15 protein-coding genes are annotated in these 14,527 nt (G+C 57.4%); 10 read left to right on the plus strand and 5 right to left on the minus strand.

Going from position 1 to position 14,527, the window contains the following annotated elements:
• Positions 1–151: 151 nt before the first annotated feature.
• From phaZ to rph, 4 genes are all read right to left on the minus strand, one after another.
• The gene (gene phaZ / locus ACQY4Z_RS11815; RefSeq protein WP_428529452.1) at positions 152–1,711 is read right to left on the minus strand and encodes a polyhydroxyalkanoate depolymerase; all 1,560 of its coding nucleotides are present in this window, start codon (positions 1,709–1,711) and stop codon (positions 152–154) included.
• A gap of 270 nt (positions 1,712–1,981) precedes the next feature.
• The gene (gene hemW, locus ACQY4Z_RS11820) at positions 1,982–3,145 is read right to left on the minus strand and encodes a radical SAM family heme chaperone HemW (RefSeq protein ID WP_428529454.1); all 1,164 of its coding nucleotides are present in this window, start codon (positions 3,143–3,145) and stop codon (positions 1,982–1,984) included.
• A gap of 5 nt (positions 3,146–3,150) precedes the next feature.
• Positions 3,151–3,789, minus strand: coding sequence for an RdgB/HAM1 family non-canonical purine NTP pyrophosphatase (gene rdgB, locus ACQY4Z_RS11825; RefSeq protein ID WP_428529456.1), 639 nt, complete (start codon positions 3,787–3,789; stop codon positions 3,151–3,153).
• Positions 3,790–3,802: 13 nt separating this feature from the next.
• Positions 3,803–4,516: a ribonuclease PH gene (rph, locus tag ACQY4Z_RS11830; protein WP_428529458.1), complete on the minus strand. Its 714-nt coding sequence runs from the start codon at positions 4,514–4,516 to the stop codon at positions 3,803–3,805.
• A 148-nt stretch (positions 4,517–4,664) separates the two neighbouring features.
• Between rph and hrcA the strand changes: the two genes are divergently transcribed.
• The 5 genes from hrcA to trpB all read left to right on the plus strand — a co-directional run bounded on the left by hrcA (position 4,665) and on the right by trpB (position 8,887).
• A complete protein-coding gene (hrcA, locus tag ACQY4Z_RS11835; RefSeq protein WP_422024565.1) occupies positions 4,665–5,756 on the plus strand; it encodes a heat-inducible transcriptional repressor HrcA in 1,092 nt (363 codons plus the stop codon).
• Between the two features lie 65 nt (positions 5,757–5,821).
• Positions 5,822–6,631 carry a HesA/MoeB/ThiF family protein gene (locus ACQY4Z_RS11840; protein ID WP_428529460.1) on the plus strand — a complete coding sequence of 270 codons (810 nt, stop codon included), beginning with the start codon at positions 5,822–5,824 and terminating at the stop codon, positions 6,629–6,631.
• Positions 6,632–6,765: 134 nt separating this feature from the next.
• Positions 6,766–6,945, plus strand: a complete 180-nt coding sequence (locus ACQY4Z_RS11845; RefSeq protein WP_428529536.1) for a DUF2798 domain-containing protein — start codon at positions 6,766–6,768, stop codon at positions 6,943–6,945.
• 57 nt (positions 6,946–7,002) lie between these two features.
• The gene (locus ACQY4Z_RS11850) at positions 7,003–7,668 is read left to right on the plus strand and encodes a phosphoribosylanthranilate isomerase (protein WP_428529462.1); all 666 of its coding nucleotides are present in this window, start codon (positions 7,003–7,005) and stop codon (positions 7,666–7,668) included.
• Between the two features lie 13 nt (positions 7,669–7,681).
• Positions 7,682–8,887 (plus strand): tryptophan synthase subunit beta, encoded by a 1,206-nt coding sequence (gene trpB / locus ACQY4Z_RS11855; RefSeq protein WP_133952850.1) that lies wholly within the window; start codon positions 7,682–7,684, stop codon positions 8,885–8,887.
• Between the two features lie 51 nt (positions 8,888–8,938).
• Here trpB and ACQY4Z_RS11860 read toward each other — a convergent pair whose 3' ends face one another.
• Positions 8,939–9,157, minus strand: a complete 219-nt coding sequence (locus ACQY4Z_RS11860; RefSeq protein WP_428529464.1) for a hypothetical protein — start codon at positions 9,155–9,157, stop codon at positions 8,939–8,941.
• A 247-nt stretch (positions 9,158–9,404) separates the two neighbouring features.
• On the opposite strand from ACQY4Z_RS11860, the gene ACQY4Z_RS11865 reads away from it, so the two are divergent.
• From ACQY4Z_RS11865 to ACQY4Z_RS11885, 5 genes are all read left to right on the plus strand, one after another.
• Positions 9,405–9,575 carry a hypothetical protein gene (locus tag ACQY4Z_RS11865; RefSeq protein WP_428529466.1) on the plus strand — a complete coding sequence of 57 codons (171 nt, stop codon included), beginning with the start codon at positions 9,405–9,407 and terminating at the stop codon, positions 9,573–9,575.
• Between the two features lie 161 nt (positions 9,576–9,736).
• Positions 9,737–10,570, plus strand: a complete 834-nt coding sequence (gene trpA, locus ACQY4Z_RS11870; RefSeq protein ID WP_055673125.1) for a tryptophan synthase subunit alpha — start codon at positions 9,737–9,739, stop codon at positions 10,568–10,570.
• Between the two features lie 82 nt (positions 10,571–10,652).
• Positions 10,653–11,618, plus strand: a complete 966-nt coding sequence (gene accD, locus ACQY4Z_RS11875) for an acetyl-CoA carboxylase, carboxyltransferase subunit beta (RefSeq protein ID WP_428529468.1) — start codon at positions 10,653–10,655, stop codon at positions 11,616–11,618.
• A 139-nt stretch (positions 11,619–11,757) separates the two neighbouring features.
• The gene (locus ACQY4Z_RS11880) at positions 11,758–13,074 is read left to right on the plus strand and encodes a bifunctional folylpolyglutamate synthase/dihydrofolate synthase (protein WP_428529470.1); all 1,317 of its coding nucleotides are present in this window, start codon (positions 11,758–11,760) and stop codon (positions 13,072–13,074) included.
• A gap of 36 nt (positions 13,075–13,110) precedes the next feature.
• On the plus strand, positions 13,111–14,373 hold the full coding sequence (locus ACQY4Z_RS11885; protein ID WP_428529472.1) for a hypothetical protein: 1,263 nt from the start codon (positions 13,111–13,113) through the stop codon (positions 14,371–14,373).
• Positions 14,374–14,527 lie beyond the last annotated feature (154 nt).

Consider the following 14,527-nt stretch of genomic DNA (forward strand, 5'->3'; position numbering starts at 1 on the left):
AAAGACATCCACGACCTTGAGGTGGGGATTGACGCAGCGCGCTTCAAGGATTTGTGATCCGGATTCAGGCGTTCCCGCACCCCAAACAATAAAATCCCCGCCGTTTCCAGCGGGGATTTTAATCTCGAAAATGCGAGCCCGGATTATTGCGTCAGCTTACCGTTTCAGACAGTTGACGCGCCTGCTCGATCCAATTGTCACGCGCCATTCGACCACGGAAATCCAGTTTGGAATCAAGTGCTTCAATCTGCTCATCAGTCAGCGACGCGATCTGCCAGTAATGGAAGATGCCTGCCTCGTTGAGCGCTGCTTGCAGTTTGGGACCGACACCGCTGATCGCGGTCAAATCGTCAGCGACACCTTTCGGCTTGGCCAACAGGATTTTTTCCAGCGGCGCCTTAGACGGCGCGGCCGCAGACGCGGCTTTGGCAGGTGCAGCAGCCGGTTTTGACGCTGCAGGTGTCGATTTCTTGCCGCGCATGTCGGCCCGATTCGAACGGATGAAATCCATCACACGCGGTGCGATCTCCGCCCGCCAGCGCGAGCCGTTGAAGACGCCGTAGTGGCCGACATTCGGTTGCTCGTAATGTGCCTTCATATCGTCTGCAAGGTTAGTGCAGAGCGCATGCGCGGCTTTCGTCTGACCCCGGCCTGTGATGTCGTCCTTCTCACCTTCGACTGTGAGAAGAGCCGTGCGGGTGATCTTGGTGCAATCCACCAAACGCCCATTGTGCATCATCGTGCCTTGCGGCAGCGAGTGGTCTATAAAAACCGTTTCGACCGTCTGAAGGTAGAACTCCGCCGTCAGATCCATGACCGCGAGATATTCGTCATAGAACTCCCGGTGTTTTTCCGCGCTGTCCCCGTCACCTTCCACAAGGTGCTGGAAGAAGTCCTTATGCGCGGTCACATGCCGGTCGAGGTTCATGCTCATGAAACCGGACAACTGCAGAAAACCTGGATAGACATCCCGCATGCAGCCCGGATGCGGGAAGGGCACCTTCATGATGACGTTGTTCTTGAACCAGTCGATTCCCTTGGAAACGGCAAGGTCATTCACAGCAGTCGGGGCGACCCGGGTATCGATCGGTCCGCCCATCAAGGTCATCGTGGACGGCACATACGGATCGTCCCGGTCTTCCATCACGGCAACGGCCGCAAGCACCGGAACCGAGGGTTGACAAACACCGAGCACGTGAGCGTCCGGGCCAAGGAAGTGCAACATCGAGATGATGTAGTCGATGTAGTCGTCCAGATCGAACTTGCCCTCCTGGATCGGCACCATCCGTGCATCGATCCAATCGGTGATGTAGACGTCGGCATTCGGCAGCAAAGCCTCGACGGTTCCCCGGAGCAGTGTTGCGTAGTGGCCGGACATCGGCGCGACAATCAGAACTTTCGGGTCATTGCGCTGTGTGGTGACGCCGCGCTCAAAGCGGATCAGATCACAGAACGGCCGGCTCCATACGGCAGTTTCCCGCACAGGAACCCGAACACCGCCGACAACCGTGTCGTCAATGCCGAATTCCGGCTTGCCATAGCGCCGTGTCGTCCGCTCCAAAACCTCACAGCTCGCAGCAATCTGCCGGCCTATGCTGGTATGGGTCATTGGATTCAGAGGATTTTGGAAATAAAGCCGAGTCATGTCAGCCACTGCGCGCAAGGGCGCCATAGCCGCATGGTTCAACTCGTAAAGATGATAAAAAGGCAAAGGGGCATCTCCTTTGTTCAGGTAGTTGCCACCCGCCGTTTTTATGAACTCGGAATACATGACGGTTGTTCCTGCACCACCTGTTGCATCGCAGCAGAATAGCCATGCGACTTGGTCCCGGCAATACTGGTAATTCGTAGGGTCCCGGCCGTTACAGTGCTTTTTTTGGTGAACAAATTATTTTGCCGCCAAATGATATATCTGCGGTTCGATAAAGTTAGCTATTTAAATCAATGTGATAAATGTAATGACTTGGACAAGAAAAAGGCATCAAGCGGCCAAATCTGCGACCACAGCGTCCAAAACAAAAAAACCTTCCCGCGTTGCGCGAACCCGGTTTTCCCCGAGTTGTTCCACCATTCCGTGTTCCAGAAGGTCGTTTAAACGCTTGGGATCGACGGATCGGTGCGCAAACGCCTCATAGCGCCTCAGATCTATGCCTTCAGTCAGCCGTAGTCCCATCAACAGAAACTCATCGCCCTGCTCTTCTTCGTTGAGACCGGAGAATTCGATCATGCCGTGACCGTTTTGTTCGACAGCTTCCAGCCAGGTCTCCGGATGCCGTTCGGTAGAGGTGGCCATCCGGTTGACCCCGACCGATAAGCGCCCATGGGCTCCGGGCCCGACGCCGACATAGTCGCCGTAACGCCAGTAAACCAGATTGTGACGGCACTCCGCGCCAGGCTTCGCATGGTTGGAAACCTCATAGGCCGGCAAGCCTTCTGCTTCCGTAACCTTCTGCGTCAAGTCATAAAACTCTGCGCCCAGATCCTGATCCGGCATGGTCAGCTTGCCAGCGTGATAGAGCGTGTAGAAGGGTGTGCCTTCCTCGATCGTCAGCTGGTAGAGCGACAGGTGATCAGCCGCGAGCGCAATCGCATCCTTCAGCTCGGCCTTCCACTGCGCCAAGGTCTGATTGGGCCGGGCATAAATCAGATCAAAGGACAACCGCGGGAAGGTCGCCCGGGCCGTTTCAATCGCCCGGCGGGCCGTCGCGGCGTCGTGCAAGCGGCCAAGCAGTTTCAGGTCTTCATCATGAAGCGACTGAACGCCCAAAGAGACGCGGTTCACGCCAGCTGCCCGATATCCCCTAAACCGCTCCGCCTCCACCGAAGTTGGATTGGCTTCCAAGGAAATCTCTACATTCGGGTCCAGTGACCAACGGTCTGAAATAGCAGTCAGAACACGTTCGACGGTCGCCGGATCCATAAGGGACGGGGTCCCACCGCCCAAAAACACCGACTGGACCACTTTGCCTTGGGTCATCTCGGCAAAATGGCTCAATTCGCGCTCGAATGCGGCCGCAAAGCGGGCTTGATCGACAGGCTGGTGGCGCACGTGCGAATTGAAATCACAATATGGGCACTTGGCCGCACAAAACGGCCAATGCACATAAATGCCAAATCCCGCATCGGACGCCTGGATCGGTGCCACGTCGATTATCCCTTCAAACAGGCCTTAGCGAAGAGCTCGAAGGCGCGCGAGCGGTGCGACAAGGCAGGTGTATCCGAACCCCAGCCGTGTTTTTCCTCCGACGTCATCTCGCCGAAGGTGCGCTCATGTCCGTCCGGCTGAAACACCGGATCGTAGCCAAAACCTTGAGTGCCGCGCGGCGGCCAAACAATTTGGCCGTCCACCTCACCACGGAAGAACTCCTTGTGCCCATCCGGCCAAGCCAGGCACAACACCGCGACAAACGAGCCGCGGCGGCGCTCCGGTGTCGTTGCCCCGGCCGATTGGAGTTTTTCTTCCACGGTGCGCATGGCCATGGCGAAGTCCTTGTCGGGCCCCGCCCAGCGCGCGGAATAAATACCGGGATCTCCGTTCAGTTCGGCAACACAAAAGCCGCTGTCATCGGCTAAGGCCGGCAGATTGGCCGCCGTTGCGGACGCCACAGCCTTGATTTCGGCATTCGCTTCAAACGTTGTTCCGGTCTCTTCCGGTTCGGGAAGACCCAGATCCCCCGCAGAGACCACCTCAAACCCGTAGGGCTGCAGGAGCTCATTGATCTCGCGCAGCTTGCCCTTGTTGTGGCTGGCAACAACCAGCTTTCCCGGTTCCAGTTTGCGGTGGCTCATGGTGGTCACGTCCTTACAGGATTGCCATTTTCTGAAGGTCGACCAAGCGTGTGATCCCTGCCTTTGCAAGGTTCATCAGCTGACCGAACTCGTCCTCGGAGAACGGCTTACCTTCTGCTGTGCCTTGGATCTCCACGATGCCACCAGATCCGGTCATGACGAAATTGGCGTCAGTCTCGGCCGTGCTGTCTTCATCATAGTCCAGATCAAGAACCGGTGTATTTTCGTAAATCCCGCAGGAAATCGCCGCAATGTGGTCGGTCAAAACGTCCCCGGACACCATGTCCCGGGCTTTCATCCATTCGACACAGTCCCGCAAAGCCACCCAGGCCCCGGTGATAGCAGCGGTTCGCGTGCCGCCATCAGCCTGGATAACGTCGCAATCGACGGAAATCTGGACTTCGCCCAGCGCCTGCAGATCCACAACGGCACGCAGGGAGCGGCCAATCAGGCGCTGGATTTCCTGTGTGCGGCCGGACTGTTTGCCAGCGCTCGCCTCACGGCGCATCCGGCTGCCGGTGGCACGTGGTAGCATGCCATATTCGGCGGTGACCCAGCCCTTGTTCTGGCCGCGCAGCCACGGTGGGACACGCTCTTCCAGGCTTGCGGTACACAGGACATGCGTATCGCCGAACTTCACCAGGCACGAGCCCTCGGCATGTTTGGATACGCCACGCTCCAGCGTGACGGCACGAAGTTCATCGGCAGCGCGTTTTGACGGACGCATGGCTCTCCCTTTCAGCCCGTTATCAAGGCAAAACCCAAAGGTTCGCCCCGTTTGTTCACGGCCTTTTAGACCCCATTTCCCGGCGCCGTAAAGGCCAAGCTTCACCATTGGACCGTTTTGCGCCTATATCTTGAAGAATGAGCGTTGGATCAACGCGTTTTTGGTGACCGTGACGGAGACAAACACCTTGAGCCTCAGCGACCTCGACAGAAGATCCCGGGAAATCTTCCGCTCGATCGTGGAATCCTATCTTGATACCGGAGAGCCGGTCGGCTCGCGCAACATCTCGCGCAATCCCAACATATCGCTATCGCCGGCCTCGATCCGCAATGTGATGTCGGATCTGGAGCACATGGGCCTCCTGCATTCGCCGCATACCAGCGCCGGACGCCTGCCAACAGAAATGGGCCTCAGGTTTTTTGTTGATGCGCTTCTTGAGGTCGGCGATTTGACCCAGGACGAGCGCCGCCAGATCGATGTTCAGGTCAAGGCCTCGCAACAGGCCAATTCCGCAGAACAGGTTCTGACAGAGGCGAGCCAATTGCTGTCAGGCCTGTCGATGGGCGCAGGTGTTGTGCTGACCCATAAGTCCGACATGCGGCTGAAGCACATTGAGTTTGTCCGCATTGAACCGCTGAAGGCCCTGGCCATCTTAGTTGGAGAAGATGGATCGGTCGAAAACCGGGTCGTTGAACTGCCGCCAAATCTGCCATCCTCCGCTCTTGTCGAGGCCTCGAATTATCTCAATTCCATGATCCAGGGGCGCACAATCAGCGAAATCCGGGCTGAGCTTGAAAAAGTGCGCGCGGCGGATCAGGCCGAGCTGGATCAACTCAGTCAAAAAGTCATTGATGCCGGCCTCGCCGTTTGGACCGGGGAAGACGGTGTCGCAGATCCCGGTACGCTGATCGTTCGCGGCCGGTCCAATCTGTTATCCGACCTGGATGCAGCGGAGGATCTGGAGCGGATCAAGCTTTTGTTCGACGATCTGGAGAACAAGAAGGATCTCATTCAGCTCCTGGGCCTGGCCGAAAAAGGCGAGGGTGTCCGGATATTCATTGGCTCGGAGAACAATCTCTTTTCCTTGTCTGGATCCTCTCTAGTGGTTTCGCCCTACCGGGACAGCAATCAGCGGATCGTCGGCGCGCTTGGTGTTATCGGGCCGACCCGGCTGAATTATTCAAGGGTCATTCCGATGGTCGACTATACAGCGCGGCTGGTCAGCCGGATCTTGGGCTGACGCTTGATCGAAACCATTATGTGCCCCCATCTAAGCAATGAAATCTCAGGACAGGCCTCCTCATTATGCAGTCATTGTCGCCCGCTGAACTGGAACGCTACGCCCGCCATATTGTCCTTCAGGACATCGGCGGAGCCGGGCAACAGAAACTGAAGGCCGCGAAGGTTCTGGTGATTGGCGCCGGAGGTTTGGGCGCGCCAGTCTTGCAGTACCTGGCCGCCGCCGGGATCGGGACGCTTGGCATCGTGGATGATGACGCCGTCTCGCTTTCCAACCTGCAGCGGCAGGTGATCCACGACACCAACCAGCTGGGCGAGCCGAAGGTCGCGAGCGCTGCCGAAGCAATTGCAAGGCTAAATCCGAATGTCGAGGTTAAGCCGTTTCCGTTCCGGATCACCGGTCAAAATGCTTTGCAGCTGATTTCCGCCTTTGATGTGGTGGTCGATGGGTCAGACAACTTCGACACGCGCTATCTTGTGTCGGACGCCTGTTTTTTTGCCAAGAAACCGCTGGTAACGGCGGCTGTCGGTCAATTTGATGGCTCTATTACCACCTTGCGGCCCTTCGAGAGTGGAGAAGACGGCACTCCCAATCCGACTTATCGCTGCCTCTTCCCGCAAAAGCCCCGGGCCGGATTGTTGCCGACTTGCGAACAGGCGGGCGTTCTTGGCGCACTAACCGGAATTCTCGGCACCATGCAGGCCATGGAAGTGTTGAAAGAACTCACCGGCACAGGCGAGGGGCTCACTGGCCGGCTGATGATGTTTGACGCGAAGGCCTTCCGGATGGAAACCATCCGCTACAAATGCTCGCCCAAAAACCCGCTCAATGGTGACAACCCGAAAACCTGGGCCGAGTTGCTGGAAGAGGGATAATTCCACCTGCCATCCACTTGATCAGCGCCGATCAGGCCCTTTGTCACGTAGTAGGCATTCAATCCAAGGATCCGGGCTCACCCATGCACCCAAAATTTGCTCCATACCTTTTCGGCGCCATGCTGTCCGGGTCCATGTCGTTCCTTGTGTCCGGCATCGCGACGTTCCGAGCGGTCGGACCGCATCCAGAATTTTTTAGTTTCTGGATTGAGTCCTGGTTGTTTGCCTGGGCAGTCGCATTTCCCGCTGTCCTCGTACTAGCGCCGATCGTGCGCAAAATTGTCGCGAAACTGGTAAAACAACCCGAAGAATGAAGGGCGGAGCGATCCTCCTTTTGACAAACCCTCCCGCAGCGGCGATACCTCGAAGCCATGTCGGATATCAAAGTTAAAATCTGCGGTCTGTCGACCGGAGACACCATGCAAGCGGCCCTTGATGCGGGCGCAGATATGGTCGGGCTGGTGTTTTTTCCCAAGAGCCCACGGCACGTAAACCTGTCTGATGCCTGCAAACTGGCGGATATGGCGCGCGGCAAAGCCGACATCGTCGCGCTGACAGTCAATATGGATCTGGACGGATTGTCGCGGATCAACGAGCTGGTCGCGCCGGACTATTTCCAGTTTCACGGCAGTGAAGCCCCGGAATCCCTGGCAGCCGCCAAGGTGATGCATGGCAAGAAGATCATGAAAGCGATCTCCGTTTCCGATAAATCGGATCTGGAACAGGCGCTTTACTACTCTATTGTAGCTGACCGGATCCTTTTTGACGCCAAACCGCCTGCGGGGTCAGACATCCCGGGTGGCAATGGTGTTTCGTTTGACTGGACACTTTTGAAAGATCTTGACCTGAAGAAGCCGTTCATGCTTTCGGGTGGATTGAACATGGACAACGTTGCCGAGGCAATCCGCCTGAGCGGAGCCAAGGAAATCGACCTGTCGTCCGGAGTAGAACGCGAACGCGGCGTCAAGGACCCGGCATTGATCCGATCCTTCCTGGCGAAGGTAAAGGACATTCAGGCGGAAGCGGTTAAGGAGTAAACGCGTGAACGATATGGCGAACAGCATCCGGACCGGTCCGGACGATCGCGGGCATTTCGGCATTTTTGGTGGCCGGTATGTCGCCGAGACCCTGATGCCGCTGATCCTGGATCTGGAAGAGCACTACAAGGCTGCCAAGAACGATCCGGACTTTCTGGCCGAAGTCAAAAGTCTCAACACCCATTACACCGGCCGGCCCTCTCCGCTGTATTTCGCAGAGCGGCTGACCGAGGAGCTGGGCGGTGCGAAGATCTATTTCAAGCGGGATGAGCTGAATCACACCGGCTCCCACAAGATCAACAACTGCCTCGGCCAGATCCTGCTTGCCAAGCGCATGGGCAAGACCCGGATCATCGCAGAAACCGGTGCCGGGCAGCATGGCGTTGCCACAGCCACCGTTTGTGCCCGTTTCGGCCTGCCCTGTGTCGTATACATGGGTGCAACCGACGTTGAACGGCAAAAACCGAACGTGTTCCGGATGAAGCTTTTGGGTGCGGAGATCGTTCCGGTCACGGCCGGTGCCGGCACGCTCAAGGACGCCATGAATGAGGCGCTCCGAGACTGGGTCACCAACGTTGACGATACCTATTACCTGATCGGGACGGCCGCTGGTCCGCACCCGTATCCGGAATTGGTGCGCGACTTCCAGTCCGTGATCGGAAAGGAACTGCGCGAACAGATGCTCGAAGCCGAAGGCCGTCTTCCGGACGTCCTCGTGGCTGCCGTTGGCGGCGGTTCCAATGCCATCGGCCTGTTCCATCCTTTCCTGGACGACAAAGACGTGAAAATCGTTGGCGTTGAAGCTGGAGGCCGTGGCCTGACCGGTGAAGAACACTGCGCTTCCTTGAATGCGGGCAAGCCCGGCGTCCTTCACGGAAACCGCACGTATCTGATGCAAGATGATGACGGCCAGATCCTCGAAGGTCACTCGATTTCTGCTGGTCTCGATTACCCCGGGATCGGTCCCGAGCACTCTTGGCTGAAAGAAATCGGCCGTGCCGAATACATCCCGATCATGGATGACGAAGCCTTGGCCGCTTTCCAGATGCTGACACGGGTTGAGGGCATCATCCCGGCGCTGGAACCGGCTCACGCCCTAGCACAGGTTGCAAAGATGGCTCCGCAGATGGACAAGGATCAGATCATCGTCATGAACCTGTGCGGCCGCGGCGACAAGGATGTTTTCGCAGTCGGTGAGATGCTTGGCTTCGACCTTTAATCTGCAACACCACAGCTAAAAAGAAGCCGCGCACCCGACGATGCGCGGCTTTTATTTTGCGGGCGTTTCTGCGTCGAAAACCGCTTCCAGCAGCAATTGTTGTCCACGCGCGTCCAGACGCTTGGCCTGGCGTACCAAACCGGGATCGGCCGGAAGTCGGGCCGCGATCCTTGGTATCCGCGCTGGCACATGGCCGCTGAGGTCGCGCACACGCCGCATGAGTTTCTCATGAAACGGCATTGGAGCCGGTTCGAAGAGGGAGTGGGCCATTTTTGGCTCCTTTTGTTCTTGGCTATGACGGAAATATAAGCGCACCAAGTGCACATTTCCAGTTCGAAAATTTAACGATGGGCTGGCTTGCATCGAATGCATGACGGCCTCGGCCACACAAAGCCGGCAACCAAGGTCCCCCAAATCGGAAATGCTGCAATGCAAAACCGGCGCTACTCACACCCATGCAATTGTTTACTTTGAAGGAAACAAATTCAGCTTCTCAAAGACCAAAAAGGATGTTCCGATGGCTTTTCGATCGGTTTCCAATTTTCTGGACCAAATCGGTCAGGCTCAACGCATGAGCGCCGACTACAATCGCTTGCGTCAAATGTCACCTGAAAGCCTGTCCCGGATGGGGGTTGAGCGCAACGACATCGCCAACCACCTCTACAACAAGTACTTCGGCAGCCGTTAAACGCGCCAAATGGTCCTCATTTGACGCCTCAAAGACCGTCGAGGCCCTTAGGAGGCCGCAAAGATCCGTTCTTTGATTGACATCCCCTTGCCCGCTCCCCTACATCGCTCTGATGATTGGCAGGCGGTGACAGCCTGCGTCTGTGGCAAGAGGACAGCTGAATGACGGAAACGCGTATCGATCGACGGTTCAAGGCATGTGCCGACGCAGGCCGACCGGCTCTGGTCACGTTCATAACCGCGGGCGATCCCGATCTCGAAACGTCACAAGCCATTCTCAATGCCCTTCCGGCAGCCGGAGCCGATGTGATCGAACTCGGCATGCCGTTTTCCGATCCGATGGCAGAAGGCATTCCGATCCAGCTTGCCAACCAGCGCGCACTTGCCGCCGGTCACACCATGGACAACACATTGGACATGGTGCGGACGTTCCGCAAACAGGATCAGGATACGCCGATCATTCTGATGGGCTACTTCAACCCGATCTACGTACGCGATCCGAAGAAATTCGTTCACGTCGCCAAGGAAGCAGGCGTAGACGGCTTTATCATTGTAGATGTACCGGCAGAAGCCGACGATGAATTCTGCATTCCGGCCCTGGAGGCCGGTTTGAACTTCATTCGCCTGGCCACGCCCACCACTGATGACAAACGCCTTCCGGCAGTTCTGGCCAATACCTCCGGTTTCGTCTATTACGTTTCCGTGACTGGTATTACCGGCGCGCAGATTGCCGATACCGGCCGTGTGACAGCGGCTGTCAACCGCATCAAGGGTCATACTGATCTGCCGGTTGCTGTCGGTTTTGGCGTGAAAACGGCCGATCAGGCTGCCGTCATCGGCAAGGACGCTGACGGTGTCGTCGTCGGCTCGGTGCTGGTGAACGCGGTCAAGGACAGCCTGGATGCTGACGGCAAGGCCACAGACAAGACCGTGCAAGCCGTTGCCGACGTGGTCGCAGATCTTGCATCAGGTTGCGCGCGGGCCCGGGCCGCTTAAAGGCAAGGCCTTAAAAATGTACGTTTTCCGGCGGACATATCGCTCCGCTGTTGTGTAACTCGAGTAGACGGACGCGTTTGACGTGAACTGGATCAACTCTATTGTGCGCCCAAAGATCAGCGGTCTTTGGAAGAAGCGCGAGGTTCCGGAAAATCTCTGGATCAAATGCCCTGAGACCGGTGAAATGGTTTTTCACCGCGATCTGGAAGCAAACCTTTGGGTCATCCCTAGCTCCGGCCACCATATGCGGATGCCGGCACGAAAGCGGCTCGAGTCCCTTTTTGACGAGGGCAACTACATTCGCCTCGAAGCCCCGGATGTCACCATCGATCCTCTGAAGTTCCGCGATAGCAAACGCTACACGGACCGCCTGAAGGACGCCCGGGCAAAGACCGGCGAGGAAGAAGCGATCCATGTTGCCCAGGGCAAGGTCAACGGCATGGACATGACCGCCGCAGTCCAGGACTTCGACTTTGTCGGCGGGTCCTTGGGCATGGCCGTTGGTGAGGCGATCCTTTCTGGCATGATGAAGGCCGTGGAAGCCAAAACACCCTTTGTCATGTTCACCGCATCCGGCGGAGCACGCATGCAGGAAGGCATCCTGTCTTTGATGCAAATGCCGCGCACCACCGTCGGCATCCAGATGCTTCGCGAAGCCGGGCTTCCCTACATCGTTGTCCTGACCAATCCGACTACGGGCGGCGTTTCCGCGTCCTATGCGATGCTTGGCGATGTGCACATTGCAGAGCCCGGCGCGATGATCGGTTTTGCCGGTCGCCGCGTGATTGAGCAAACCGTTCGCGAGAAGCTGCCGGACGATTTCCAGACAGCGGAGTACCTTCTCGATCATGGCATGGTCGACATGGTGGTACCGCGTCAGGAAATGAAGGACACCCTTGCGCGGGTCTGCGGCATCTTGATGAAACGCGAAGTCGAGTTGCCGGCAATGATCGCCGACGAGACCTCGACCGCAGAGGCTTCGGAGACCGAAGAGGCGACAACTTCAGACGCCCAGGAGCCGAAGAAACAGCCTGAAGTCGCTGAATAACCAGCAGAGTTGACTGGCTTATGTCGGAAATCGACCAAGGTCAGTCAGTTCCGGGCGGTCATGCACCCTCCTGACCCGCTATCTCCAACAGGCGGGCAGAGCCGCCAATGGACACACATGGGACCCTCCGGAGGGCGCCTTGGATCAAATCACTAGAATTCTCGACCGCCTTCTGGCCTTGCATCCGAAAGAGATTGATCTGTCTCTCGGACGCATGCACCGTTTGCTCGCAGCACTTGGATCACCCGAAAAGCGCTTGCCGCCGGTCATTCACATTGCCGGGACAAATGGCAAAGGTTCAGTGACCGCGACCCTGCGTGCAATTCTGGAGGCATCCGGAAAACGATGCCACGTCTATACATCGCCCCATCTCGTCTCCTTCAACGAACGCATCCGGCTCGGAAGTGACGGCAAGTTCGTCTCCGACCCGGAGCTCTTCGATGCGCTGCAACGCTGCGAGGAGGCCAATGGCGGCGAGGAAATCACCTTCTTCGAGATTACGACAGCGGCCGCTTTTCTGTTGTTTGCCGAACATCCCGCAGATGTCGTCTTGCTGGAGGTCGGCCTCGGCGGGCGTCTGGACGCTACCAATGTGATCGATGATCCGCTAGTTTCCGTCATTACGCCGATATCGATGGATCATGAGAAGTTCCTGGGCGATGACCTCAGCGTCATTGCCGCCGAAAAAGCCGGCATAATCAAACCCGGACGCCCGGTAGTTTCCGCTGAACAAGACCCTGCGGCCCAAAAGGTTATCGAGCGCCAGGCTGCACGATGCAGAGCAGCCCTTAAGGTGTGTGGTCAGGATTTTGTCGCGCACCCGGATCAGGGCCGCATGGCTTTTCAGGACGACGATGGTCTTTTGGATCTCGCGCAGCCAATTCTCGGAGGCGGCCATCAGTTTGCCAATTCCGCTCTTGCTCTGGCCGCTCTTAAAGCCGCTAACCTTCTGCCCGATGTCGCCTCCATCGATGCGGGATTGAAATCCGTGAACTGGCCAGGGCGTCTCCAACCGCTCACCCATGGTCCGTTGGTGGACATGTGCCCGGACGGATCGGAAATCTGGCTCGACGGCGGTCATAATCCGGGCGCGGGGGTCACCGTTGCTCAATTCATGGGAGAGCAGGAGGAGCGTGGACCGCGGCCGCTCTATCTGGTCGCCGGGATGCTGACAACGAAAGATCCTGTCGGCTTTTTCCGGCCCTTTGACGGACTTGTCCGTCATGTCGGCACGGTACCGATCGCGACCACCAACACGGCACGCACGCCGGAAGACCTTGCAGATCTCGCCCGGTGTGCCGGTCTTGAAGCGACACCCTTTCCATCACTGGACGCGGCCCTTGCCGATGTGGCAGCTTGTGCCGCAAAAGATGGAGAACCACCGCGCATTTTGATTTGCGGTTCGCTTTACTTGGCAGGTGAGGCACTGGCCCGAAACAACATGGCGCCAGACTGACCTCACTCCTGACACAGGTACTCTGGAGGTTTGTTGATGATGGTTTCAGATCTGGCACTCAAGCGGTTGGCAGCGTGCGCACTCTTTACCGGATTGCTCACCGGACCAGCTCTGAGCCTGTCTGACCAATATGAAACCGCACCGGAAGTGGCACCAGCCCAACTGCTTGACGGGAAAGAGGTTGGTCCGGGATATGCCGTGCTGCCGCCCGTCAGGAGCACGGGTTTTCTGCATGATTACGAGCTGCAAGCCGATCAGGGCATCGAAAAGGTCGTCGGCGACGGCCTTTTGAAAATGCGATTCTCGGAAATCAAGGCATTTGTCGCGCTGGAAAGCCTGAAGAATGACGCAAGCTTCCTGGACGGCTTGAAACAATCTGCGCAAAAACCCGTCGAGTTTGTCGAAAGCACCATTCAGGATCCAGTCGGGACCGCCAAGAGCACCGTTTCAGGTGTAGGCCGGGTTTTCAGCCGGCTGGGCAAGGGCGTGGAATCTGCGGTCACCGGACAGGGCGGGTCGGCCGCTGATATTGCCAAGTCCATCACCGGACAGGCGCAGGCGCGGCGCGAGCTGGCCGTTCAACTCGGTGTCGATCCTTACACGTTCGACAAGGCGCTGTCGGCAAAGCTCGACGAGACCGCGAGCGTTACATCTGCCGGAAGCTGGACAGTGACTGCGATAACGGCACTCATTCCCGGCGGCGTTTTCGTCAATGCCACTCGGGCCGCGGAAGATTTCCGGAACGTGATTGTCGACAGCACCGAAAGCGAACTGCGCGAGCGGACCCTTGATACCTTCCGAAAGGCAGGTATTTCGGAACGCAATATCATGAACATCGATGGCAATCCTCACTATACGGCCTCGGAAAAAGCCGTCATCGCCTACCAGATGGCGGCGATGCCAAGTTTGCAGGGGCTTGATCTGATTGCCGAAGATGCTGCTGGCGTGAAAGACAGGGGACTTGCCTATTTCCAGCTGCGCCGGATCGTGCTTTTGGAAACCTATCACCGCAAGATTTCCGGCTTGGGTCAAATCCGGGACGTGGCGGGGCTCTCAGTGGCCATGCGGCGCGACGGTATGGCCGCCATCGTTATGCCCTATGACACCGTCGCCTGGACAGAACCTGCTGCCAAAACGTTTTCGGATCTGCAGGAAGGCTTGAACCGGTTGCCTTTCCCGCCAACAGGCGTCGATTTTTTGATCACAGGAACTGTGACACAGCTGGCGGCCGAGCGAATGACCGCCTTTGGTTGGGAAATCACCGGAGATTATCCGATGCCAGAGGGCCCGGTGCACTAAACCGCACCCGGTTCTCTGCTACCTCGGCAGAGCCTCCCCGGCCTTGAGCCGGGGTCACCTATTGAGGTCCCGGCGCAAGGCCGGGACAGCAATACAGACCAAGTTCCCTCAAGAAAGAATGACAGGGGTTAATAACGGTCGGGCACTTATTAGC

The sequence above is a fragment of the Roseibium sp. genome, from assembly GCF_965276855.1.
Classification (GTDB): domain Bacteria; phylum Pseudomonadota; class Alphaproteobacteria; order Rhizobiales; family Stappiaceae; genus Roseibium.